The 23,868-nt window shown below is 68.9% G+C and carries 17 protein-coding genes; 10 read left to right on the forward strand and 7 right to left on the reverse strand.

Features of this window, described 5'->3' with window-relative positions; all coding sequences use genetic code 11:
* The first annotated feature begins 47 nt into the window (after positions 1–47).
* From galT to A5758_RS10485, 4 genes are all read left to right on the forward strand, one after another.
* Positions 48–1,127: a galactose-1-phosphate uridylyltransferase gene (gene galT, locus A5758_RS10470; protein ID WP_197503850.1), complete on the forward strand. Its 1,080-nt coding sequence runs from the start codon at positions 48–50 to the stop codon at positions 1,125–1,127.
* Positions 1,124–2,215, forward strand: a complete 1,092-nt coding sequence (locus tag A5758_RS10475) for a galactokinase (RefSeq protein WP_067739669.1) — start codon at positions 1,124–1,126, stop codon at positions 2,213–2,215. Before galT ends, A5758_RS10475 begins: the two co-directional genes overlap by 4 nt.
* Positions 2,212–2,931 (forward strand): Mut7-C RNAse domain-containing protein, encoded by a 720-nt coding sequence (locus A5758_RS10480; protein WP_067739673.1) that lies wholly within the window; start codon positions 2,212–2,214, stop codon positions 2,929–2,931. The genes A5758_RS10475 and A5758_RS10480 overlap by 4 nt, the downstream gene beginning before the upstream one ends.
* A 411-nt stretch (positions 2,932–3,342) precedes the next feature.
* Positions 3,343–4,026 (forward strand): PAS and ANTAR domain-containing protein, encoded by a 684-nt coding sequence (locus A5758_RS10485; protein ID WP_197503859.1) that lies wholly within the window; start codon positions 3,343–3,345, stop codon positions 4,024–4,026.
* Between the two features lie 3 nt (positions 4,027–4,029).
* Here the strand turns inward: A5758_RS10485 and A5758_RS10490 are convergent, their stop codons facing one another.
* On the reverse strand, positions 4,030–4,515 hold the full coding sequence (locus A5758_RS10490) for a hypothetical protein (protein WP_067739674.1): 486 nt from the start codon (positions 4,513–4,515) through the stop codon (positions 4,030–4,032).
* A gap of 90 nt (positions 4,516–4,605) precedes the next feature.
* Positions 4,606–5,280, reverse strand: coding sequence for an LpqN/LpqT family lipoprotein (locus tag A5758_RS10495; protein WP_067739677.1), 675 nt, complete (start codon positions 5,278–5,280; stop codon positions 4,606–4,608).
* A 189-nt stretch (positions 5,281–5,469) separates the two neighbouring features.
* Between A5758_RS10495 and A5758_RS10500 the strand changes: the two genes are divergently transcribed.
* Positions 5,470–8,100 (forward strand): GH92 family glycosyl hydrolase, encoded by a 2,631-nt coding sequence (locus tag A5758_RS10500; protein ID WP_067739679.1) that lies wholly within the window; start codon positions 5,470–5,472, stop codon positions 8,098–8,100.
* Between the two features lie 13 nt (positions 8,101–8,113).
* Here A5758_RS10500 and A5758_RS10505 read toward each other — a convergent pair whose 3' ends face one another.
* Positions 8,114–10,492 carry a lysylphosphatidylglycerol synthase transmembrane domain-containing protein gene (locus A5758_RS10505; protein ID WP_067739681.1) on the reverse strand — a complete coding sequence of 793 codons (2,379 nt, stop codon included), beginning with the start codon at positions 10,490–10,492 and terminating at the stop codon, positions 8,114–8,116.
* A gap of 160 nt (positions 10,493–10,652) precedes the next feature.
* Between A5758_RS10505 and A5758_RS10510 the strand changes: the two genes are divergently transcribed.
* Positions 10,653–11,600, forward strand: coding sequence for a class I SAM-dependent methyltransferase (locus A5758_RS10510; RefSeq protein WP_067739988.1), 948 nt, complete (start codon positions 10,653–10,655; stop codon positions 11,598–11,600).
* Here A5758_RS10510 and A5758_RS10515 read toward each other — a convergent pair.
* Complete coding sequence (locus A5758_RS10515) at positions 11,597–12,319, reverse strand: TVP38/TMEM64 family protein (protein WP_067211651.1); 723 nt, start codon at positions 12,317–12,319, stop codon at positions 11,597–11,599. The genes A5758_RS10510 and A5758_RS10515 overlap by 4 nt on opposite strands.
* A 110-nt stretch (positions 12,320–12,429) precedes the next feature.
* On the opposite strand from A5758_RS10515, the gene A5758_RS10520 reads away from it, so the two are divergent.
* Both A5758_RS10520 and A5758_RS10525 read left to right on the forward strand, forming a co-directional pair.
* A complete protein-coding gene (locus tag A5758_RS10520; protein ID WP_067739682.1) occupies positions 12,430–13,548 on the forward strand; it encodes a DUF2235 domain-containing protein in 1,119 nt (372 codons plus the stop codon).
* A gap of 12 nt (positions 13,549–13,560) precedes the next feature.
* A complete protein-coding gene (locus A5758_RS10525) occupies positions 13,561–14,121 on the forward strand; it encodes a phospholipase D-like domain-containing protein (protein ID WP_067739684.1) in 561 nt (186 codons plus the stop codon).
* An 11-nt stretch (positions 14,122–14,132) separates the two neighbouring features.
* Here A5758_RS10525 and recD read toward each other — a convergent pair whose 3' ends face one another.
* The 3 genes from recD to recC are packed head-to-tail and all read right to left on the reverse strand — an operon-like array spanning position 14,133 to position 22,443.
* Entirely contained in the window at positions 14,133–15,839 is a 1,707-nt protein-coding gene (gene recD / locus A5758_RS10530) for an exodeoxyribonuclease V subunit alpha (protein WP_369816423.1), read from the reverse strand.
* Positions 15,840–15,841: 2 nt separating this feature from the next.
* Positions 15,842–19,141, reverse strand: a complete 3,300-nt coding sequence (gene recB, locus A5758_RS10535; protein ID WP_067739990.1) for an exodeoxyribonuclease V subunit beta — start codon at positions 19,139–19,141, stop codon at positions 15,842–15,844.
* A complete protein-coding gene (recC, locus tag A5758_RS10540) occupies positions 19,141–22,443 on the reverse strand; it encodes an exodeoxyribonuclease V subunit gamma (protein WP_067739689.1) in 3,303 nt (1,100 codons plus the stop codon). The genes recB and recC overlap by 1 nt, the downstream gene beginning before the upstream one ends.
* Positions 22,444–22,600: 157 nt before the next feature.
* On the opposite strand from recC, the gene A5758_RS10545 reads away from it, so the two are divergent.
* Both A5758_RS10545 and A5758_RS10550 read left to right on the forward strand, forming a co-directional pair.
* On the forward strand, positions 22,601–23,434 hold the full coding sequence (locus tag A5758_RS10545; RefSeq protein ID WP_067211667.1) for a lysophospholipid acyltransferase family protein: 834 nt from the start codon (positions 22,601–22,603) through the stop codon (positions 23,432–23,434).
* Entirely contained in the window at positions 23,434–23,868 is a 435-nt protein-coding gene (locus tag A5758_RS10550; RefSeq protein WP_067739691.1) for an SRPBCC family protein, read from the forward strand. The genes A5758_RS10545 and A5758_RS10550 overlap by 1 nt, the downstream gene beginning before the upstream one ends.

Here is a 23,868-nt window from a genome sequence, read left to right on the forward strand (position 1 = left end):
ACGCATCATGGTTACCCGAACTTCGGCACAAGCTAGTCTTCGACATCGTGACAGCGCCGACGCGGGCGAAGCTGGCCGATGGCCGTGACCTGCTGTTCTTCGCGCTGCCGGGGCACCGTCCGGCGCCGGTCGAAGACCGTAGGCCGCTGCCGGCGCGCGACGGGCAGCAGACCGAGTTGCGGTTCGACCAGACGATGGGGCAGTGGGTGATCGTCGCGGCGCTACGCCAAGACCGCATCTACAAGCCGCCCCCCGACCAGTGCCCGCTGTGCCCCGGTCCGACGGGGCTGACCAGCGAGGTGCCCGCCCCGGACTACGACGTCGTCGTCTTCGAAAACCGGTTTCCCAGCCTGTCCGGCACCGGACCGGCGCTCGCTCCCGCCGGTGACGGCTTCGTGTCCGCCCGGGGGCAGGGCCGCTGCGAGGTGATCTGCTTTTCCAGCGACCACACCGGCTCGTTCGCGGGGCTGGCACCGGCGCACGCCCGACTGGTCCTCGACGCGTGGCGGCACCGCACCGGCGACCTGATGGCCACCCCGGGCATCGAGCAGGTGTTCTGCTTCGAGAACCGCGGCGAGGAGATCGGGGTGACGTTGACTCACCCGCACGGTCAAATCTACGGCTATCCCTATCTGACGCCGCGAACCGCCGCCATGCTGGGCCAGGCGCGCCGGCATCGAATGCACCACGGCACCAATCTCTTTGCCGACCTACTGGCCGGCGAGGTCGCGGACGGCAGCCGAATCGTCGCGCGCGACGACCTGTTCACCGCGTTCGTGCCGTTCGCCGCGCGCTGGCCGGTCGAGGTGCACATCTATCCGAACAGGTTCGTGCGCAACATCATCGAGCTCGACGAGGACGAACTGGACGGGTTCGCCCGGGTCTACCTCGATGTGCTGAGGCGATTCGACCGGATGTATTCCTCTCCGCTGCCCTATATTTCGGCGTTGCACCAGTACGCCGATACCGACGCGCAGGCCGACGGCTACTTCCACGTCGAGTTGATGTCGATCCGGCGCAGCGCCACCAAGCTCAAGTACCTGGCGGGCTCGGAGTCGGGGATGGACGCGTTCATCAGCGATGTGACGCCCGAGAGCGTGGCCCAGCGCCTGCGGGAGCTCGCGTGACCGTCCGGTACTCCGCGCCCGGGCGGATCAACCTGATCGGGGAGCATACCGACTACAACCTGGGTTTCGCGCTGCCGATCGCGTTGCCGCAACGCACTATGGTGACGTTCACGCCAGACCGCGGCGATGCGATCGCCGTGGCCAGCGACCGCGCGGACGGGACGGTGCGCATTCCGTTGGATACCGCTCCCGGCGGCGTGACCGGCTGGGCCGCCTACGTGGCCGGCGTGATGTGGGCGCTGCGTCAGGCCGGCCACCCGGCGCCCGGCGGCACGATGCGGATCACCAGCGACGTGGCGATGGGCTCGGGGTTGTCGTCGTCGGCGGCGCTGGAGTGCGCTGCGCTGGGCGCCATCGCTGCCGCCGCCGGGGTGCGCATCGACCCGAAGGAACAGGCACGGCTCGCCCAGCGCGCCGAGAACGACTACGTCGGCGCCCCAACGGGTTTGCTCGACCAGCTGGCCTCGCTGTTCGGCCGGCCGGCGACCGCGCTGCTGATCGATTTCCGCGATGTCACGGTCGCGCCGGTGGCCTTCGATCCGGATGCCGCCGGTGTCACGCTGCTGGTGATCGACTCCCGCGCCCCCCACAGCCACGCCGACGGCGACTATGCCGCGCGCCGCGCGTCGTGTGAGCGGGCGGCCGCGGATCTCGGGGTGTCGTCGCTGCGCGAGGTCCAGGACCGCGGTCCGTCGCTGGCCGCCGCGGTGCGCGATCCGGTCGACGGCCGCCGGGCCCGCCATGTGCTGAGCGAGAACCAGCGGGTGATCGATTGTGTTGCGGCGCTCAATGTTTCGGACTTCGCCGAGGCGGGGCGAATCTTCAGCGCCTCGCACGCGTCCATGCGTGACGATTTCGAGATCACCACCGAACACATCGACCTGATCGCGGACACCGCGGTGCGGGCGGGCGCCCTGGGCGCGCGGATGACCGGCGGGGGGTTCGGCGGCTGTGTGATCGCGCTGGTGCGGACCGACCGCACCGGCGCGATCGGTGAGGCGGTGCGACGCGCGGTGGGCGACGCCGGTTTCGAGCAACCGGTGATCGCCCGAACCCGTGCCGCCGCCGGCGCGGGGCCGGGTGGGTGACCGAACCGATCGGCGATGTCGAAGTTCGGGCGTTCGCCGAGCTCAACGATTTCCTGCCCGCCGAGTCGCGCGGCCTGGCGGTGCGCCGCCCCTTCCGGCCGCACCAGACCGTCAAGGACGTGCTGGAGGCGATGGGCATCCCGCACACCGAGGTCGACCTCGTCCTGGTGAACGGGTCCCCGCGGGACTTCGCCTACCGCCCGAGTTTCGGCGACCACATCGCCGCGCACCCCGGGCCGCGGCGGGTGCACGATCCGCGGTTCGTCGTCGACGTCAACCTCGGAAGGCTGGCGTGGCTGCTGCGGCTGCTCGGGTTGGACGTGTGGTGGTCGAACGACGCCGACGACAAGACGCTGGCCGACATCAGCGGCGAGCAGCGCCGGATCCTGCTGACCCGTGACCGTGGCCTGTTGAAGCGCCGCGCCATCACGCATGGCCTGTTCGTCCGTTCCGATGATCCCGAGGAGCAGGCGCTCGACGTGCTGCGACGGCTGGACCTGGGTCACCGGCTGGCGCCGCTCACCCGGTGCGTGCGCTGCAACGGCACGTTGAGCCGGGTCAGCAAGGACGAGGTGATCGATCAGTTGGAGCCGCTGACGCGCCAGCACTACCAGGAGTTCAGCCGGTGCTCGGAATGCGGGCGGATCTACTGGCCCGGGTCTCACTACACGAAGTTGGTCCGGCTCGTCGAGAAGCTGCGCGACCAGCTGGGTTGACCGTCCAGGCGCCAATTCCGTGGTCCTAGCGGTGACACGCCCCCAGAGCTGTAACGTAACGGATATGCCAGGGATGACGTGCGCAGTGTGCGGGGCGGGCTTCTCGGCCCGGTCCGACGCGGTCTACTGCACGGCGGCCTGCCGGCAAAAGGCTCACCGCGCCCGATCGGCGCGCCGGACGACCGTGCTGCGGGAGGCTCTTCGGCGAAGCGGCGAGACCGGCCGGGGTGCGCACGCTGATGCCGCCAGATCGCTGCGGCGTTCCGCGGCCAGTTCCATGCAACGCGCGCGGGAGCAGGTCGACCGATCGCGCGAATTGTGCCGCGTGTCCGAGCTTCGGCTGCGGCAAAGCGACGTCATCCGTCAAGCGTCGCTCACTGCGCAGGCGGCGACGTCAAACAGGGAGCGTGCATGGTGGCCTGGGAGCTAGACGGCCAGACGGCGGCGGTGGAGCAGGCCTTGGCCGGCGGTACGCCGCAGCGCGCCGGTTGGTTTCGCTTCTACTTCGAAGACCAGCGCTGGGAATGGTCGGAGCAAGTGCAGCGGATGCACGGCTACGAACCCGGAACGGTGACCCCGACCACCGAGCTGGTCATCTCCCACAAGCATCCCGAGGATCGCAACCAGGTGGCGGCAACAATCAACGAGATGGTCGAACGCCGGCGGCCGTTCAGCACCAGGCACCGCATCGTCGACACCCGCGGCAACACCCATGACGTGGTCGTGGTGGGCGAGCAGTTCTGCGACGGCAGCAGCGAGGTCATCGGCACCCACGGCTTCTACGTCGACGTCACACCGACATCGAACCGCGAACGCGAGGAGAACATCAGCGCGGAGGTGGCCGAGATCGCCGAGCGGCGCGGCGCCATCGACCGGACCAAGGGAATGTTGATGCTGGTCTACGGCGTCGACGAGCTCGCGGCTTTCAACCTGCTCAAATCGTTGTCCCAGGTGCGCAACATGAAGCTGGGCGTGCTCGCCGAACAAATCGCGAAAGACTTCTCCGAATTGGGCAAGGAGCTGATCGCGTCACGCTCACGGTTCGACCAACGCCTCCTCACCGCGCATCTGCGGGCGGGCAGCTCCGACGAGTAGCGGCTATTCAGCCGGAGTCAGGCGCACCGCTCCCAGGTGCATGCGGTCGACCGCCTCGGCGAACTCCTCGCGCGTCGGTATGCGTTGATCGCGAAACTTCAGTCCGATCATCCGCTGGGCGCGCCGAACGCCGTAGGACTCGGCGCAGCGCAGGAAGAGGTCAGAGACGACGGCGCGGTCGCGGATGAGCTCCCCGCGCATCGCGGTCTGCTTGCCGTCGTAGACGACTTGCGCGGGCGCACCGCCGCGGAAATTCTGTTTCCACGGGGCGCCGGTCAGCGCGTACAGCTGATTGTCAATCATGTGGGCGCTCACCGGAAGTGAGAACGGCCGGCCCGTTTTTCGTCCGGTGAAGTTCAGCACCATGAGCTGTTTACGGGCGGCGCCGGCGAGCGGGGTGCGCAGCAAGAAGCCCAGCATCGGGTTGACGATGCGCAGCAGCGCCGACGGGGGGTGCCCGGCGTCTATCGCATAGGACTGCTCTGGCATGCGATTACCGTAAGGCCAATGGGGTTCCGTGGCCTAGCGATGAGGTGATGGCGCCGCGGAGGGGTCCCCGCGGCGCCATCGCGTGCCTCGTCAGGGGGTGATGGTGGTCTGGTCGTCGATGATGTTGGTGGCGTCCATCAACGGACCCTGATCGGCTTGCGGGCCCTCCGCGTTGAGCTGAAGCACGAAGACCGCGCCTTGGCTCGGGATCACCACCGTCTTCTGCGCGATGACGCGCGTGCCGCCGTCCTTCTGATACGTGCCGCCGATCTGCCACGCCTGGAAGCCGCCGAGCGTGGACGCTTTGCCGTCACCGCTGCCCTCGTATCCGGGCAGGTTCTGCACCTCGCCCGGTGCGTACTGGATGATCTTCGCCGGGTCCACGTCGCCGGTGAACTTGGAGAGCAGCGCCGAGACGGTGGGCGGATCGGCGGGGTTGCTGGGCTGGGTCATAACAATGCCGCCATACGACGTGCCGGAGTTCTGGTTGAGCTGCCAACCGGCGGGCACCGGAAGGTCGACGTTGGGGCCAGGATCGCCGTGGTGAACGGGTGTCTCGGTGATGTGGTTGTCCTTGACGTAGTCCGCGATGGTGTATTTCGCTTTCGCGGCCGGGGCGGAGCTGGTTGCAGCCGACGTCGTGGACGTCGAGGTGGATGTGGACGTCGAGGTGGACGATTGACTGCCGGACTTGTGGTCATTGCCGCAACCGACGAGCGCCAAACTCAGCGCTACGGAAATGGTTGCTAGCGTCAAATGTTTCATAATCCAATCTCCCGAAAATTGGGGCCGGTACCAGCGCCGGCCACGCCGAAATGACAGTAGCCGAAATGGCCTGCAACTTCGCCGGTATCTTTTGCACTTTTTGGCGGTAACGCGACCGGCCCGTAAATCGTTATCCAATTCGTGTGGAAAACACTCACCCAGAACCGCGTTGTCCAGTAAGAGACAGGTATGCGGTCACGAAGGGCCCTCGTCGCGCTGCTGGCGGCGTCGGTCGTCTTCATGGCTTTCGTCGCTGCGGCGCCGCCCATTGCGTACGACGGTGAGCCCGGATTCGTTGCCAATCCGGTCGACCACGTCGCCACGCTGGTGGGCACCGGGACGGGCGGCCAGACGGTGGGGGAGATCAACAACTTCCCCGGCGCCACCGTGCCGTTCGGAATGGTGCAGTATTCACCGGACACCGAGGGCAATTATGCCGGCTACAACTACGACAACCCGCGCTCTACCGGATTCAGCATGACCCACGCCTCTGTGGGCTGCGCCGCGTTCGGCGATATCTCAATGTTGCCGACCACCAACGCAATTGGCTCGCAGCCGTGGAGGGCCTGGGAGCGAATCGCCCACGACGACACCGAACGCGGCGTGCCGGGCTATTACACGGTGCGGTTTCCGGGAACCGGGGTGAAGGCGGAACTCACCGCCACCACGCGCACGGGTGTCGGCCGATTCAGCTTCCCGCGCAACGGCCGCCCCGCCCTCCTCCACGTGCGCTCCGGCGCATCGCTCGCGGGCAACTCCCGCGCCACCATCCAGATCGGTGAGGACAACACCACGATCACCGGCTGGGCCACCAGCGGCGGATTCTGCGGAAAGAACAACACCTACACGGTCTATTTCGCCATGAAGTTCAGCCAGCCCTTCACCTCCTACGGGGCCTGGGACGGCAATGCGGTTTATCCCGGTGCGCGCAGCGCGAATTCGCCATACAGCGGTGGATACGTCGAATTTCCGGCCGGGGCGGTGTTGGAGGTGCAGACCTCGATCTCCTACGTCGGCATCGACGGAGCTCGGGCCAACCTCGCGGCGGAGGGTGCTGCGAGCTTCGACGACGTCCGCGGCGCCGCGTCGAGAATGTGGAACACCTCGCTGTCTCGCATCGCGGTTGCCGGCCGCAATGCCGACGATCTGGAAACGTTCTACACCGCGCTGTATCGATCGCTGTTGCACCCCAACACCTTCAACGACGTGGACGGACGTTACGTGGGATTCGACGGTGCCGTGCACACCGTGGTCCCGGGGCACACGCAGTACGCCAACTTCTCCGACTGGGACACGTACCGATGTTTGGCGGCTTTGCAGGCGCTGCTGTTTCCGGACCGGGCGAGCGACATGGCCCAATCGCTGGTGAACGACGCCGAGCAGAGCGGAGCGTTGCCGCGCTGGGCGCTGGCCAACGCCGCGACCGCGGAGATGAGCGGGGACAACGTGGTACCGCTCATCGTGAACTTTCACGCCTTCGGGGCCGAGGACTTCGACACCCAGACGGCCCTGCGCTACATGGTGAATGCGGCGACGAAAGGCGGTGTCGGACTCAACGGTTACGTCGAGCGGCCGGGAATCGACACGTACCAGCGATTCGGTTACGCGCCGTTCTCCTTCGAGTTCCGCACCGATGGCTGGGTCGCCGCCGCGTCGATCACGCTCGAGTGGTCGGTCGACGACTTCGCCATCTCGCGGTTCGCCGATTCGCTCGGAGACAAGGCGACCGCCGCCGAATTCCAGGTTCGGTCGCAGTACTGGCAGAACCTGTTCAATCCGACCACCCGGTACATCTCGCCCCGCAGCTGGACCACTTTCTTCCGCGCCGGCCCGGCGTTCGTGGTGTCCCCGTCGGACTTTGGCCAGGTCGGCTTCGACGAGGGCAACGCCGCGCAGTACGTCTGGTGGGTGCCGCACAACGTGGCCGGCCTGGTGACGGCGCTGGGGGGCCGCCCGGCGGTGGCCGGCCGACTCGACGGTTTCACCAGGAAACTCAACGTCGGTCCCAACGAGCCCTATCTGTGGGCCGGCAACGAACCCGGCTTCGGCGTGCCGTGGCTGTACAACTACATCGGTCAACCCTGGAAGACGCAACGCACGGTCGACCGGGTCCGCGGGCTGTTCGGACCGACGGCCGACGGGGAGCCGGGCAACGACGATCTGGGCGCGCTGGCCAGCTGGTACGTCTGGGCTGCCCTGGGCCTCTACCCGAGCACCCCGGGGACCTCGATCCTTACCATGGCCGCGCCGCTCTTCGATCGTGCCGCGATCGCGCTTCCCGGCGGCAAAACCATTCGGATCTCCGCGCCGGGTGCGTCCGGACCGCACCACCTCAAATACATCAGCGGGCTGCGCGTCGACGGCCGGCCAAGCGATCACACGTGGTTGCCCGAGTCCTTCATCCGCACCGGCGGGGACCTGGACTTCTCGCTCGCCGGCTACCCGGACAGGCGTTGGGGCACAAATGAATCGTCCGCGCCGCCCTCGTTCGGTACGGGCAGTGCGGCCGTAACCGTCAACGTCCCCAGTCCCATCGTCACGATCCAGCCGGGCACGACGGGCACCGTGAAACTCGACGCCCAACGAATGATCGGTGATGCCGGCGGCTACACCGTCACCGGCACCGCCTCGGACGTCGGTATCACCGTGACGCCCACGACGGGACAGTTCTCCCCGGACGGGTCGGCGACCATCGACGTACCCATCAAGGTCGAACGGTCGGTGCCCCCGGAGTATTACCTGGTGTACTTGACCTCTGCCGTCGGCCAAAGCGCGCGCACCTCAACCATTCTCGTGGTCGTGCAGCCGGGAACGGAGTGATCCGGGGCGCGCTTTAGATCATTTCGTTCTTGGTCAACCACCGCATCACCGGCCAGCCGGCGAACACGGGCAGCCAGCAGGTGAGCACCCGATACAGCAGAACGGACGGCACGCCGACGGCTGCCGGCACCCCGAAGGCGGCCAGGCCACCGATCAGCGCCGCCTCGACCGCCCCTACCCCGCCGGGCGTCGGCGCGGCTGACGCCAGTGTCCCGCCGACCATGGTGACCACGGTGCAGGTGACGAACGAAGCACCACCGCCGAATGCTTCGACGCTGGTCCACAGGGCCAGCGCCGCACCCAGAGTCGTTCCCGCGCAGCCGAGTACGATCAGCGCCAGTCGTTTCGGTTCCCGGGCGACCTCGACGAGGTCTGTTGTCACCTCTTTGAGTTTGGGGCGCACGTCGGTGGCCAGCCAGCGTCGCAGCGTGGGGACGAACAGAAAAGTGCCGACAATCCCGAGCGCCAGGCCCGCGATCAGGTAGAGGACCGTGGCGGTCGGAACGAAGTGAGACAGGTTCATCGACGCGCCGGCGACGGTGCTGAACAGGATCAGCAACACGAGGTGCATGATCACCTGCACGGATTGCTGCAGGGCCACCGCCGTGGTGGCCCGCACGGCGGACAGCCCGCCACCCTTTTGCAGGTACCGTGTGCTCAGCGCGAGGCCGCCCACTCCGGCCGGGGTGGTGGTGGCGGCAAAAGTGTTGGCCACCTGCGCGATTGACAGCCTCCAGAAGTTCACCGTCTCGTCGGCGGCCGCCCACAGCGCGGCGGCCGCCCCGACGTAGGTCAGCGCCGAGACCCCCAGGCCCAGCAGCGCCCACCACCAGTTCGCGGTCCTCAGTTGGGAGAAGAACGTGGGCGCGGTGCTGATGAAGGGGTACGCGACATAGACCAGGGCGCCGAAGAGCACCAGCTGGATGATCTGGCCGCGGGTGAATCGGGTAATGGTTTCGGGTTTGATCCGATCGGCACCGGTCTGCCGCTTCACCTCCGCGCGGGCGGCCGATATGACGGCGCCCGCATCCGAGATGGACCTGCGAATGGGTCGCGGCACAGCGACTTTCGTCAATCGACGCGACGCGTTCAGGATGGTATCCCGGTCGAACGCCTCGATCGCGGCGGCCACCGCCGATTTGGGGTCATACAGGGCCGAGGTCGTCACCAGCAGCTGGGCGATGTCGGATTGAAGTTGAGCTTCGGTGGCGCCGTATTCGGCGCTGTGGAAGCCGCCGAAGAGCACGGCGCCGTCGTCGACGGTGATTTCGTTGCCCCGCAGGTCGCCATGCGCGATCTGCTGGTCGTTGAGGCTCCGCAGCGCTCGCCACACATTCTCCACCGGCGTGGACTGCGCGCATCGGCCGAGAGGCAGGCCATCAGGCGGCTTGTGCGAGTACAGGATCCAGCCCCGATCGAGGGTGGCGACGGCGATCGTCGCGGTGTTGGCCAGGTTCACCTGCCCGATGGCGATCGTCATCAGGGCGCGATGCTCGACGGCGCGGCGCATGGAGGTCACCAGGGGCGCGGTCTCGGTGTCGCGCAGCCGCAGCTTGATCCACAGCTGGCGCAGCGTGCCGCCGCTGCGCTGATGCGGGCCGTAAAGCTCGACGACCGCTGCGCGGTCGGGCTCGTCGCCTCCGGCCGAAAGGACGAGCGGGCCGCGGCCAGCCGGCCGGACCACGCTGAGCCGCGAAACCACGAACCCGCGCCTGGCCATCGCGCGCACGGCCGCCTCAAGGGGCACCTCGAGCGCGGGGGTGCCGACCACGAGCACCACCAGCGAGCCGACGAGCCAGCCGACGGCCAGGCCCAGCAGGGCGCGGGCCGGCACGATGGCGCTGACGACGAGGTGGATCGGCACGAACGCCAGTAGCAACGCCCACCACCAATGCCGCCAGCGCGCGGGCAGCCACGGCCCCGAGACGGTCAGCACCGCCGCCAGCATCCCGATCCAGCGCGGGTCGTCGAGGAACTGCCCCAACACGGTCTGCAGGCGTTCGGAGAGGTCGAAGTGCCAGCGGGGCGCCGAAAACCCGTTGCCGCCCACCGACAGCGGCAGCGCCGCGAGTAGCGCGGCCGCCGCATACGCCCCGAGCAGTTTCCATTGCCGGCCGACGATAAGACCGATCAAGATCATGAAGGGCAGGGCCAGGATCGCCAGGCCGTACGCGAGATACACCAGATCGGCCTGTCGGGGGGAGAGCACCCCGACGATCTGCGAGATCGACTTTTCCAGCGCGTCCCACTGCGGCCGGGTGATCAGCGAACTGGTGATCACCACGGCGAGGAAGGTCGCGCTCGCGGCCAGCCGCAGGATGTCGTTGGTGCGCCGGGTCAACGGCTGCAGCAAGCTGCCGGAAACGCTGATCTCGCGCCCGTCGACTCGCATGTTGTGACGATCCTTCGGATCCGTTCGGCGCCGCTGATCGATCCCGCTCGCCGGCTCGCCGACAACTTAACGCCCATACCCGCTTGCGCGACAGCTCCCACCCATCGGGCGCGCGTAGGGTCGTGTACGTAGGTGAGCTAGCGAATCGGAGGGCGTGAGCGTGGGGAGAACGGACAACGACACCTGGGAGATCACCGAGAGCGTGGGGGCGACGGCGCTGGGGGTGGCCTCCGCCCGCGCGGCCGAGACGCGCAGCGAGAATCCCTTGATCCGGGATCCTTTCGCGCAGGTTTTCCTCGACGCCGCCGGCGACGGGGTGTGGAACTGGCATTCGGCGCCGCAGCTGCCGGACGCACTCGTCGAGGCCGAACCCGAGTTGCCGTTGCAGATGCAGGCGATGGTTGGCTACATGGCCTCGCGTACAGCCTTTTTCGACGAGTTCTTCCTGGCCGCGACGCGCGCCGGCATCCGGCAGGCGGTGATCCTGGCGGCGGGCCTGGACGCGCGGGCATGGCGGCTGCAGTGGCCGGACGGCACGACCGTCTATGAGTTGGACCAGCCCCGGGTGCTGGACTTCAAATTGTCGACTCTGGCCGAACACGGGGCGCAGCCCGCGTGCCACCGGATCGCCGTCCCGGTCGACCTGCGCCACGATTGGCCGGCGGCGTTGCGGCAGGCCGGGTTCGACCCCTCGGCGCCCAGCGTGTGGTCGGCCGAGGGGCTGATGCCGTACCTGCCGGCCGCCGCACAGGAGCTGCTGTTCGACCGCGTCCACGGGCTGACCGCCCCCGGCAGCCGGGTGGCCGTGGAGGCGCTGGGTCCGAAGTTCCTCGATCCGGAGTTCCGCGCGAAGCGCCGTGCGCGGATGGATCGGGTCCGCGCCTTGATGGCGCGGGTGGACCCCCACCGAGAGGTGCCGAGGACCGACGAGCTGTGGTACTTCGAGGAGCGCGAGGACGTCGGTGACTGGTTCCGCCGCCATGGCTGGAGCGTGACCGTCACCCCGTCCGACAAGCTGATGGCCGGCTACGACCGCGCAGCGCCCAAGGAGGTCGAGGACGCCGTGCCGGGAAACCTGTTCGTGTCCGCCGAGCGGGCGGGAAACTAGCGGCCGTCTGCTTCGGAGTCCTCGCGACGGCCGGCGCGCCAATGCCGGTATCCGCGGCGTGCGGCGAACGCGCCGACTACGGCGGTGACGCACCAGACCGCGATCGCGGCGTACGCCAACGGCGACGACCGGTTCCCGATCGAGGCGCCCAGCGCGGTATAGACGAACGCTCGCGGGACCGACCCGACGAACGCGCCAATGGCCATCTGCCACAACGGAACTCCGAATGCCCCGAACGCATAGGACGCGAGCGCGTCGGAGATGCCCGGGACGAAACGCTGACCGACCACCGCCCACAGGCCGCGGCGTTCGACCAAGGCGTCCATTCGGTCGGTTCGTTTCGGCCCCAACAGCGCACGCGCGCTGTCCCGGCCGGCCCGGCGGCCGATGAGGCTGGCGACAACCGCGGTACCCACGGTCGCGCCGAGCGTCACGAAGACACCGAGGACAGGACCGAACAACAGCCCGCTGGCCGCGGCCAGAATCGAGCCGGGCACGAACAACGCGCCCAGGACGGCCGATACGGCGACGTAGGTCACCGGCGCCGCCGGACCAGTCGCCGACACCGCGCGCCGCACCTCCTCGACGTTGATGATTCGCGCGATGGCGACCAGGTAGAACAGCACGAGGAGGAACACGACGAACACGCCGAGCCGCACGATGTGAGTACGCCGGGAGGTGGGGTGGGCGTCGGGTAAGGAATCGTCGCTGTCGTCCATGCTGACCGCGATTCTTCCGCACCGGCCCGCGAAAGACGTCACGGCCCGTGCGCGGCCGCCGTAGAGTGCTACGCATCAGGGAGTTGAATACCTGTGAGAGGCCTTCCTCGATGCCCGAGCACCCTGAACCACCGCGGGGCAAGCGGATTGTCGTCTGCCTCGACGGCACCGCCAACCAAATCGGAGCCGGGAATCTCACCAATGTCGCCAAGCTCTTCGAGATGCTGGAGAAGGACGATCCGGTCGGCCAGCTCGCCTACTACGACCCCGGTGTCGGCACCTTGGCGCCGGCATCGGCGCATTCGTCGCTGTCCCGCGCCAAGGACTTACTGTTCGAGCAGGCATTCGGCCTGGGGCTGAAAGGCAATGTCGCACAGGCCTACCGGTACGTGATGCAGCATTGGCGTCCCGGCGACGCGCTCTACATCTTCGGCTTCAGCCGCGGCGCCTACACCGCGCGTGCGTTGGCCGGCATGTTGCTGCGGCCGGGGTTGCTGCGGCCCGGCTCGGAGAACCTGCTGCCGTACGCGGTCGAAAAGTACGCCATCAACCGGTATTTCACCGAGGACGAATATGCCCACTGGGCCGAGTTCGCCCGCGCGTTCTGCTGGCGCACCGAGGGCGAGCCGCTGTTCTCCACTGTGCGGCAGAACAGCCCGAATCAGGTGTGGTACCACGCGGTGCCGGTGGCGTATCTCGGCCTGTGGGACACCGTCAAGGCGGCCGGCTTCCTGCGGTTCGGCAACCTGCGCTGGCCCTACACCCGCTCGCTGCCCAACGTCGCGCGCATCCGGCACGCAGTCTCGATCGACGAACGCCGCCGCCCCTACCGGGAGTACCTCGTCGAACGCCATCCGCGGGGGCTGGAGGAACGCTGGTTCGCCGGCGTGCACGCCGACGTCGGCGGCACGTTCATGCCCGATCACCGGCTCGCGACGATCGCGTTGAAGTGGGTCACCGACGGGATCGTCGGCGAACTGGCGATCGACGCGGCGGCCTACCGGCAGCAGTGCGCGGTGACCGAAGACTTCGCGGACGCGCCGATCCACCACAACGGCAAGCTGTGGTACCTGGTCGGCTGCCGGCGCCGGCCGATGGGTCCCGACGCACTGGTGCATCCGAGCGTGCTGGTGCGCCGTCGCGACGACCCGGGCTACTTACCGAATTTGACCGAAGAGGCGCAACGGCTCAGCGCCGACCCGACCGACTGGACGTCCCCCGCGTTGTGAAGGAGAAACGCCATGGCACTCAGTTCGCTGACCACTCTCGACCAGTACAAAGCCGCGCCGTTTCCACCAGGCTATCCCGACAACACGCGAACGTTCTACAGTCCGGTCGACCGTGTCCATGAGGCGCTCAAGGACTTGTTGACCTCGGCCGACAAGAGCATCGTGGTCGCGATGTACGGCTACGATGACACCGAACTGAATTCGGTGCTGCAGTCGTCGCTGAACGACGAAAAGATCTATGTGCAAATGAGTCTCGACTCCATTCAAGCCGCGGGGAAGTCCGAGCGCACTCTGCTGGCCCCGTGGCTCAACGACAAGACCGGCAACAGCATCGCGATCGGTCACAGCGAGAAGTCGGCGATCATGCACCTGAAGATGGTGATCATCGACGGCGTCGACGTCATCACCGGTTCGACCAACTGGTCCACCGGCGGAGAATCCAAGCAGGACAACCAACTCACCGTGATCCGGGACCCGTACGTGTGCGCGGAAGCCCGTTCACGGATCGACATCATTCACGACGGCATGCTCAAGCAGATGGCGGCCAAGACGCAATCCGGCGGTGCGCACTAGCCGACACCGCCCTAACCTGAGGCGCGCAGCCGCTGCGCCAGTCCGGTCGCCCGCACGGCGCGGCGCTCGATCGCCGCGCGCACCGAAGCCTCGGAACCTGCCACCCGGACCTTGGTCTTCGCCCGCGTCACGGCCGTGTAGAACAATTCGCGGGTCAGCAGCCGCGAATCCTCCGGCGGCATCAGCACCGTCACCTCGTCGGCCTGGCTGCCCTGGCTCTTGTGGATCGTCATGGCATGCATCGTCTCGATGTCGGTGAGCCGGCTGGTCGCGAAGCTCAGCGTCCCGGCGGCGCCGGCGATGACGGCCCGCAGCCCGTCGCTGCCGACCACGACCACTCCGGCATCCCCGTTGTAGACCTTGAGCCCATAGTCGTTGGCGGTCACCAGGACTGGCCGACCGGCATACCACGCCGAAGATATCGGCTGACCGGTCTCCTCCGCGAGCCAGCGCTCCACCTGCCGGTTCCAGTGCGACACCCCGTACGGTCCGTGCCGGTGCGCGCACAACAGCCGGTGCTCGTCGAGCGTCGCCAACGCCGCCCCGGTGGCGCCGAGCACCGCGGCCTCCCGCACCCTCAGCGCGTGCGGAACCAGGACCGCGCGCAGCCGGTCGGTCGGCCCGTCGGAGTCGAGCCACTCGACGTGGTCGCCGCCGGCCCGCAGCAACTCCAGCACGCGGTCGGCGTCGCCGATCCGAATCGCTTCGGCCAGCGCACCGATCGACTCGCCGAAGCGATGCGGCGTGCGCAGGGCCGCGACCCGCACGTCGTCGCGGGTAGCGAGCCCGTCCACCAGATCGGCCAGCACCGCGCCGGCTTCCACCGAGGCGAGCTGGTCGGGATCGCCCACCAGGATCAGCCGGGTATCGGGTCGTACCGCCTCCAGCAGGCGGGCCATCATCGTCAGCGATACCATCGACGTCTCGTCCACGACGATGACGTCGTGCGGCAGCCGGTTTCCGCGATTGTGCTTGAATCGCACCGACGTATCCGGCCGCGAGCCCAGCAGTCGATGCAGCGTCGTCGCCGGCAAGCCCACCAGGCGCGCCCGGTCCGCGGCGTCCAGCCGCTGCACCTCGGCGGCCACCGCCTGGGCGAGCCGCGCCGCCGCCTTGCCGGTCGGCGCGGCCAGCGCGATCCGGGGCCGCGGGAGGCCGTCAAGCTCGGCCTGCCCGGCCAGCACAGCGAGCAGCCGTGCCACGGTGGTGGTCTTGCCGGTGCCCGGCCCGCCCGTCAGCACGGTAACCGCTTGCGAGACCGCGATTTCGGCGGCCGCCCGTTGCTCGTCATATCCGGGTGGAAAGAGCCGCTCCAGGGCGGGCGCGTCGCTCTTCGCCCGGGGAACGGAGAGCGCGAGCAGGTCGGCGCACACCTGTTGCTCCTCGAGCCAGTACCGGTCCAGGTACATCAGTTCCCCGAACAGCCGCAGCACCGGCGGCGAGCCGAGCAGCGGACTGGACCGCACGGCGGCCATCCACTCGTCGGCGTCGGGCCAGGGCAGGTCCGCATCGCCGACCTGCGCGGCAACCGCCCGCAGGTCCACGCACACCGAACCGCCCCGCAGCGCGCGCACCAGCAGCGCGACCGCCAGCGCCACCCGCTCGTCGGGCTCGCCGGCGAGCGCCGTAAGCCGCTGCGCCACATGGACATCGGCGGCCTCGAAGACGCCGGCCTCGGTATACGTCCGCAGCAGGCCCTCGGCGGCGATCGCCTCCAGCGTCACGCGATCGCCCTCCCGTCGAGCAGGTCCGACAATTCGGCTACCAACGATGACGGCGGCCGCCAGCTGAACACCCCCGCCGGGTGCCCGTCGACCACGGGTGTGGCCGCGCCGCACATCCCGCGCACGAAGAGGTAGAGGACGCCGCCGAGATGCCGGGCCGGGTCGTAGTCGGACAGCCGCCACCGCAGAAACCGGTGCAGCACAACGCTGTACAGCAGCGCCTGCAGCGGGTAGTCCGAGTGCAGCATCCCCTCGACCAGCCGTGGCCGCTCGTAATCGGCGGACGTCAGCATCCTGTCGGGATCGCCGAGCCAGTTGGTTTTGTAGTCGACCACCAGATAGCGGTGCGCCGCGCCGTCGGGCACGCGCAGCACGGCGTCGACGGAGCCGGTGAGGTAGCCGCGCAGCGGCTGGTCACCAAGGGGGCGGCTGATCAACCGATCGGCATAGGACGCCAGCGCGTCGTCGGCCGGTAGGTGCGCGCGCAGTAGCGCCCCCATGTCCGCCAGGCGGATCTCGGGCGCTGCCGAGCGCAGATCGCCGCCGGCCAGCGGGAACTCGAAGTCCAACTCGCGCAACCGATCCCGGAGCCCGATCCGGCGCAGGGTCAGATCTCCGGCCAGCGGACCCAACGGCGTGTCGTGCATCGGCACCATGGCCGCGGCCAGCACGTCCGGGGCCACGTCGACCGGCCACCACACCGAGTGGCTGCGGATGTGCGACTCCAACTCGGCGGCCAGATCGGTGGCCAACGGGTCGGTCGTCTCCAGCACGGCGTGCACCAGCGTGCCGAACTTCGCGCCCATCGGCAGGTCCGCCATCGGCGACGGCACTTCCGGCCCGGATACGCCCTGGGCCAGCGGAATATCACCGGCTTCGTCGTCCAATTCGGTGACCTCCGGCTCGCTGCTCACCCCGATGGACCCGAAGGTTTCCGCCACCCGGATCAGGCCGGAGTACGAGGTGCGCCGCCACCCCGTGTCGATGGCGCGGTGAAAGTGGCGGCTGTCCAGGCCGGAGGGCACCGGCTCGGGCGGCACGGACGGCGCCGCGGCCACCACCGACCGCTCGATCACCGGACCGCCCGCCTCCTCCCATTCGCGCAATCGGGCCATCGCGTCGTCGTCGGAGATCTTGGGCGGTTCGCATCGGTCGGGTACGAAGGCCTCTCCCGGTCGGCGGCCGCGCAGCAGCCGCGACAATCCGCCGTTGGGCTCGTCGAACGCCGGCGACCACCACGCCACGACCTGCGCCTGGGCGCGGGTCAGCGCGACATAGGTAAGCCGGCTGTCGTCGCTGGCGTCCTCCTTGCGGCCCAGCCTCTCGACGGTTTGGAAGTCGGGACTGTCCTTGCCGCCGATGTGCAGGCAGCGCACGCCCTCGTCATGGAACAGCACCACGTCGCGGTCCTGGGTATTGCGGTTGAACGCGAACGGCAAATACACGATCGGGTATTGCAGGCCCTTGCTCACGAACACGGTCATGATCTGCACGGCCGCCGCATCACTGTCCAGGCGCCGGTTGCGTTCGGGCGCGCCGCCGCGTTCGTCGCGTTGCCTGCGCAGCCAGTCGCGGAGCGCGGGCAGGCTGGAGCGCTCCCGGTGCGCGACCTCCTGCAGCAGCTGCGCGATGTGTGCCAGGTCGGTCATGTGGCGTTCGCCGCCGTGGGCGGACAGCACGCGATCGCCCATGCCCGACAGCTGGGCGGCCTCGAAGATGGCCGCGACGCCGCGTTCGCGGGCGTGACCGGCCCACTCCCGCAACGTTTCCGCGACCCGGTCGGTCAGGGTGTCACCGCCGGTCGCCAGCGATTCCGCGGTTTCGCCGAAGAACATCGTCGCCGCCGCGGCGCGCACCATGCCGGGCCGGTGCGGTTGGTCGAACGCCTCCAGCAGGCAGAGCCAGTCCTCGGCGGCGTCCGAGGAGAACACGTCGGAGTCGCCCGTGTACACCGCCGGTACGCCCGCGTCACACAGCGCCTTGAAGCAGGCGGCGGCGTCCTTGTGCTTCTCCACGATCACGGCGATGTCGCGGGCCTGCAGCGGCCTGCCGCCGAATGTCGCGCCGCCCGCCAGCAACGCACGGACATCGGCGGCCAGGTCGGCGCCGATGTGCGCCCGCAGCTCGTCGATGGGCAGGTTTTGAATCCCGCGACGGCCCAACGTTTCTCGTTGCACCACCCGCAACCGGAACGGGTCGTTGTGCGGGGCGCCGGCGAGCCGGTGACCCCGGTGGTAGGCGTCGACATCGTCCACCACGATCGCGGGGTCGCCCAGTTGGGCGCCGCGCAGCACCACCTGCAGGCGATCGATGAGCGCCGCGTCGCTGCGCCAATTGACGGCCAGCGTCTTCTTCTCACCCGCCGTCTCGGCCGCCCGCAGATACGTCACGATGTCGCCGCCGCGAAACGCGTAGATGGCCTGCTTGGGATCACCGATGAGGATCACCGTCGAGCGCCCGCTGAACGCGCGGTCGATCACCTGCCATTGCACCGGGTCGGTGTCCTGGAACTCGTCGACCATGACGATCGGCCAGCGGTGATGCATGCGGACCCGCGCGGGGGAGTCGTCGGTGGCCAGCGCATCGGCGAGCCGGCTCAGCAGGTCGTCGTAGTCGAGGACGCCCAGCCGCCGCTTGCGCGTGTCGAGTTCCGCGAGAACGTCTTTCGCGAAAGTTACGCACACGGCGGCCCGCGAACCGGGCTCGGGGTCGCGCGGCCGCAACTGCGTCGAGGGATTCCTGACGACCTCGCGCGCCAGCCGCAGCGCCTCGCGGTAACCCAGAGCCGGATCGTCGCGCTCCTGCCCGAAATGCGCGAGGTAGAGGTCGTCGACGATCTGGACGATCAGCTCGTCGAGGCTCTCCAGCAGCGTGACGTTCGCGGCGGTGTCGCCGGCCACGCCCAGCGACTTCAACACCAGCTGGCAGAACTGGTGCGTGGTGGCGATCGTCGCCGCGTCGAAGCGGGCCAGCGCGTCGCGGAGGCGCTGCTTGCGCACCGCGCGCTGGTCGTCGGTGCCCTCCAGAAGATAGGCCACCAGCTCGTTGGCGCCGGTACCGTCGCCGAAAGCGGCCACCGCCTCGACCATTTGGCCGCGCACGCGCTCCCGCAGCTCCTGGCTGGCGGCACGACCGAACGTGATGAGCAACATCTGGTCCAGCGTCGCCACGCCCTCGGCGACGTAGCGGGTCACCAGGCCGGCCAGCGCGAACGTCTTGCCGGTGCCCGCGCTGGCCTGCAGCACGGTGGTGGACCGATCGGCGGGCAGCGGTCCGAGCAGGTCGAACCGCTCGATCATGTCGGCTTCCTTTCGGCACGCAGCATCGGCAGCCAAACCCGGGCGGCGTACGCGCCCAGCCGGGTGTCTTCGCTGTCGTGCTCCTCACCCGGGCGCGGCGGCCCCATCAGGTCGGTCAGCCGCGTGTTCTTGCCCCACGCGCGCACGTGTGCGGGTGCGGAGTCCTCCGCGGGATACCGCTCACTGGATTTCCACCGGTATTGCGCCTCGCGCAGCGGATCGTCGCCGCAGTGCCGGGCGGCCGCCCATGCATAGGATGTCTTGATGGGCAACGGAATCGGCTCCCGGCGCCCGGCGTCGTAGATCGCCACCAGCTCACGCAGCACCGCCGAGGCGTCCTCGTGTGGCCGCCCGAGCCCCTCCACCCGCGGGGTGGTGCCCCTCTTGAGGCGGCCGATGCACACCGCCGACCAGTCGCAGTCGGGGTCGTGAGCGATCAACGCCAGCAAGGGAATCCACGACTCGAGCAGATGCTTGCCGTCCAGCTTGGAGTAGGTCACCGACACCAGCCGCTCCCCGTACACCGGTGCCACCGTGCCCGTGAGCCGCCGTCCGGAGCCGAGATCGATGTCGACGTCGTACGCCCGGGCGTCGGCCCGGCGGTGCTGCTGCGCGGCGGCCGCCAGCAGGGCGGCCTGATCGCGAATCTCGGTTGCCCTGCGCCAGCCCAGTTGGCCCGGTGGCAGGGTCCCCCGCCGCCACTCGGCCTGCCGGGCGTCGTCCGGTGTCCACCCGCGCAGGATGTCGCTCAGCATTCGGTCGCCGACCGTCCACTCCTCGAGGCCGTCGAGGTCGACGGGCATGGCGTCCTGCACGCCGTCCACATCCCGCGGCAGCGTGAACTCCAGGGCGCGGAAGAAGCCCTTGACCGGGTCCTTGAAGAAGCTCACGAGGTCGGCGAGGATGACGTCCTCGGCCGGCGGTGCCGGCAGCGGTCCCGAAATGAACCGGGGCGCTTCGCCGCGTTCGCCCGCGGCGGCCCGCGCCGCCCGCAGCACGGTCGGGTCGAAGCTGAACGGATCTTTCGGCACCAGCTTTCCCGGGATGACATTGCGAACGTCGAAGGGCTGCAACGGATGCTGGACGACGATGCGCCCGCGAACCTTGCCCGTCTTCTCGCTCGACGCGGTAATGTCCAGGGTGTCCAGAAGCTCGGCCAGCGGCACCGCGGGCGGGCGCGGCTGGCCCGAGTACTCGTTGGCGCCGGTGTAGGTGATCACCAGCTTCTCGGTGGCCGCGCCGATGGCGTCCAGCAGCAATTGCCTGTCCTCCGAACGGATGTCGCGTTCGCCGGTCATCGGGTCGCGGGCCAGCGCGTCGTCGCCGTCGACGACACCGAGCCGGGGGAACACGCCGTCGTCGAGGCCCACCAGGCACACCACCCGGTGCGGCACCGAGCGCATCGGGACCATGGTGCAGACCGTCAGCGTGCCGCTGCGGAAGTTGGCCCGCGTCGGGCGCCCGGCGAGGCGCCCCTCGAGCAGTGCACGGATGTCGGGCAGCCGCAGCATCGTGCCGGCGTGCGGTCCGGCGTCGGCCAGCGTCGAGGCGAACTCCCGGTGCATCTGACTGGTCTGCCACAGGTCCGAGTCGTCGATGCGCGTCAGCAGCTCGATACCGTCGGCCAGCGCGGCCAACCAGTCGCGCGACGGCCGCGCGCCCGTGAGCGAGTCGACCGCATGTTGCAGGCGTTCCACGAACTCGGCGAACTGCCCGGCCAATTGGACGCGATTGCTGCTGACATCGTCGAGGGGCAATGTCGCGTCCAGCCAGGCGTGCGAGTCGTCGGACATCGCGACGCCGGCCAGCACCCGGTCGATGCCGAAACGCCAAGTGTTGTGCACGAAGTCGACGTGGTACGGCCGCCGATGTTCCTGGTCGAACCCCCACCGGATGTTGGCCTGCCGGACCCAGCGGGTGATGGCCTCCAGGTCGTCGTCGGTGAAATCGAATCGGGCGCGCACGGGTGCCACCTCGGCGAAGTCGAGCACCTCGCTGGCCGTCACCCGGCTGCCGGCCAGCGCCAGCAACCGCGAGGCCACGCCGAGCAGCGGATTGGTCTGCAGCGGAGAGCGGTCTGCGAGCCGCACCCGCAACCGATGCGCGGGATGCGCGCCGTGCACCACGTCGCCCAGCCCGAAATCGGCGACGATCAGCGGCGCGTACGTCTCGATGTCCGGGCACATCACCAGGATGTCGCGCGGCTCCAGCGTCGGGTCGTCCTGCAGCAGGCCGAGCAATACCTCGCGCAGCACGTCGACCTGGCGCGCCGGCCCGTGGCAGTTGTGTATCTGCACGGAGCGGTCATCGTCGGCGAGGTTACGCCCCTGCGGCCGAACGGTATCCGCGGCGATGTCGGATTGCAGCCAGCCGAGCAGCGTGCCGGGACGTTCCGGCGCGGGGAGATGCTCGTCGGTCTGCGGATCGGCGGGCAGGCCGCGTTGGAGTTCACGCAGGTCGCGCCCGAGCGTGGCGAGCAGCGGATGGCCCACGGTGCGATGGCCGGTGTCCGCGCGGCGGGGGATGGCACCGCGGGTGCCGGCCAGCGCGCGCCACAATTGGTCGCTGGGATGAGGCAGCCACAGGTGCAACTCGTGGTGGGCGGACAACGCGTCCAGCAGCTCCACGTCGGTGTACGCCAACCGGGTATGGCCGAACAGGGACAGCCGCGCCGGCAGGTCGGCCCGACCTTCGCGCAACCCGGTGAGGGTCTTCTGGTGCCGGATGTGCGGGGGATCGGCGGGCACGGCGGCGACCAGCGCCCGCCAGAGCTCCGGTTCCCAGGCCAGGTCGGGGTCGAGGCCACCCGGATCGCCCGCCAGCCAGTCGGCCAGCAGGCTCGGACGTTGCCTGGCGTACGAGGCGAACAGGCCGGCCAGCCGGCGTGCCACCGAGTAGCGGCGGCCGCGGCGCAGCTCGGCCTCCGCCTCCGTCGGCGCGAAGTGGCCCAAATGCGTTGCCAGGGTGCGGCACCACGGCTGATCCAGCGAGCGGTCGATCACCTGCAGCAGCGACCAGGCCATCGCGTCCGGCGACCACGGATCCTCGTCCGCGGTGCCGGTGAGTTCGGCGATCAGGGAGCCGGGGCTACGGAATACCACCCCGGCGCACACGCCATCATTACCCCGGGCACGACCGAGCACATGCGAGAGCCGCTGGCTGAGCCAGCGCTCCACGCCGCGCGCGGGCACCAGCACCAGTTCTTCGGCGAACGGGTCGGTCTGCGGGTTTGCCAGCAGGGCGCCGAGGCCGTCGGCAAGGAGATCGGTGCGTTCGGCACGGTGGAGATGAAGCGCCATTGCGGTGCAACGATAGACCCCGACACCGACACCGGGAGGCAGGACGGCCTTCGAGGTCGCGTGCCGGCGCGATCACCGGGCGGTGGTGACCCATCGCCCGCCGCGATAGCGACAAAAGTCCCTGCACCGGTCGGCTCCGCTGTGCCAGGCTGAACCCATGGCCGGCGTCGCGGATGCCATCGGGTGGGTGAGTAGGCAGATCGGGGACCGGGTTCCCAAGGCGGACCTGGATCAGCGCGACCCGGACTTCATCCGAGACCAGCTGCCCGGCACCTGGCTGGTGGCGTCGCTGTATTTCCGGGCCGACGTCCGCAGACTCGACCGCATCCCGGCGCACGGCCCGGTGCTGCTGGTCGGCAACCACAGCGGCGGCAACGTCCCGCCCGACACCTTCGTCTTCACCCTGGCGTTCTGCTCGTACTTCGGCGTGGAGCGCCCGTTCTATCAGCTCGCGCACAACCTGGTCACCCTCTACCCGCCGCTGCGCTGGCTGCGCAAATTCGGGACCGTGGCGGCCAGCCCCGAAAACGCCCGTCTCGCTTTGGAATCCGGCGCAGCCGTGCTGGTGTACCCGGGCGGCGACTACGAGGTATTCCGCCCGTCCTGGCAGCGGCACGTCGTCGACTTCGGTGGTCGTAAAGGCTTCGTGCGGCTCGCCCGGGAGACCGGCGTGCCGATCGTTCCGGTGGCCAGCGTCGGCGGCCAGGAGACGGCATTCTTCCTCGGCCGCGCGCAGTGGCTGGCCAAACTGTTGCTGCTCGACAAGGTGGTCCGGCTCAAGAGTGTGCCGATCTCGCTGGCGCTGCCGTGGGGCCTCAACGTCAGCGACCTGCTCGGGCATATCCCGTTGCCCGCAAAGATCGTCATCGAGGTGCAGGAGCCGATCACGGTGCACGACGATGACCAGGCGGTGTACGACGCGGTGATCGCCAGCCTGCAGGCCGGTGTCGATCGGCTCGCCGCCCAACGCCGATTGCCGGTGATCGGCTGATGCGCGTCGAACGGCGGATCGTCGTCAATGCGGACCGCGACACCGTGTGGAAGGTGCTCAGCGACCCGGATCGCTACCCCTCGTTCCTGCCGCACCTGGAGCGCTGGGAGACCCTGACCGAGGGCCCGGCCCGGGTGGGCGCCCGCTACACCGTGCTGTGGAAGATCGGCTCGATCCCGGTGGGCGGCATCGCCGAAGTGGTGGAGTTCGATACGGCGCGGGATCTGGCCTGGATCAACATCACCGGCGTCACACAGCGGGGCCGGTTCCGGTTGCGCGACGCCGGGCCGGGCCGAACCCGGGTGACATTTCGGCTCGCCTACAGCTCGGAGGGCGGGCTGCTGGGCCTGATCGCCGACCGGGTGGCGGCGTTCTGGGTCGGTCGTTCCCTCGATGAGAGCCTGAAAAGCCTTCGGCGCCTTGTCGAGTCGTGA

This window comes from Mycobacterium sp. 852014-50255_SCH5639931 (assembly GCF_001665605.1).
GTDB classification, from domain to species: Bacteria; Actinomycetota; Actinomycetes; order Mycobacteriales; family Mycobacteriaceae; genus Mycobacterium; species Mycobacterium paraffinicum.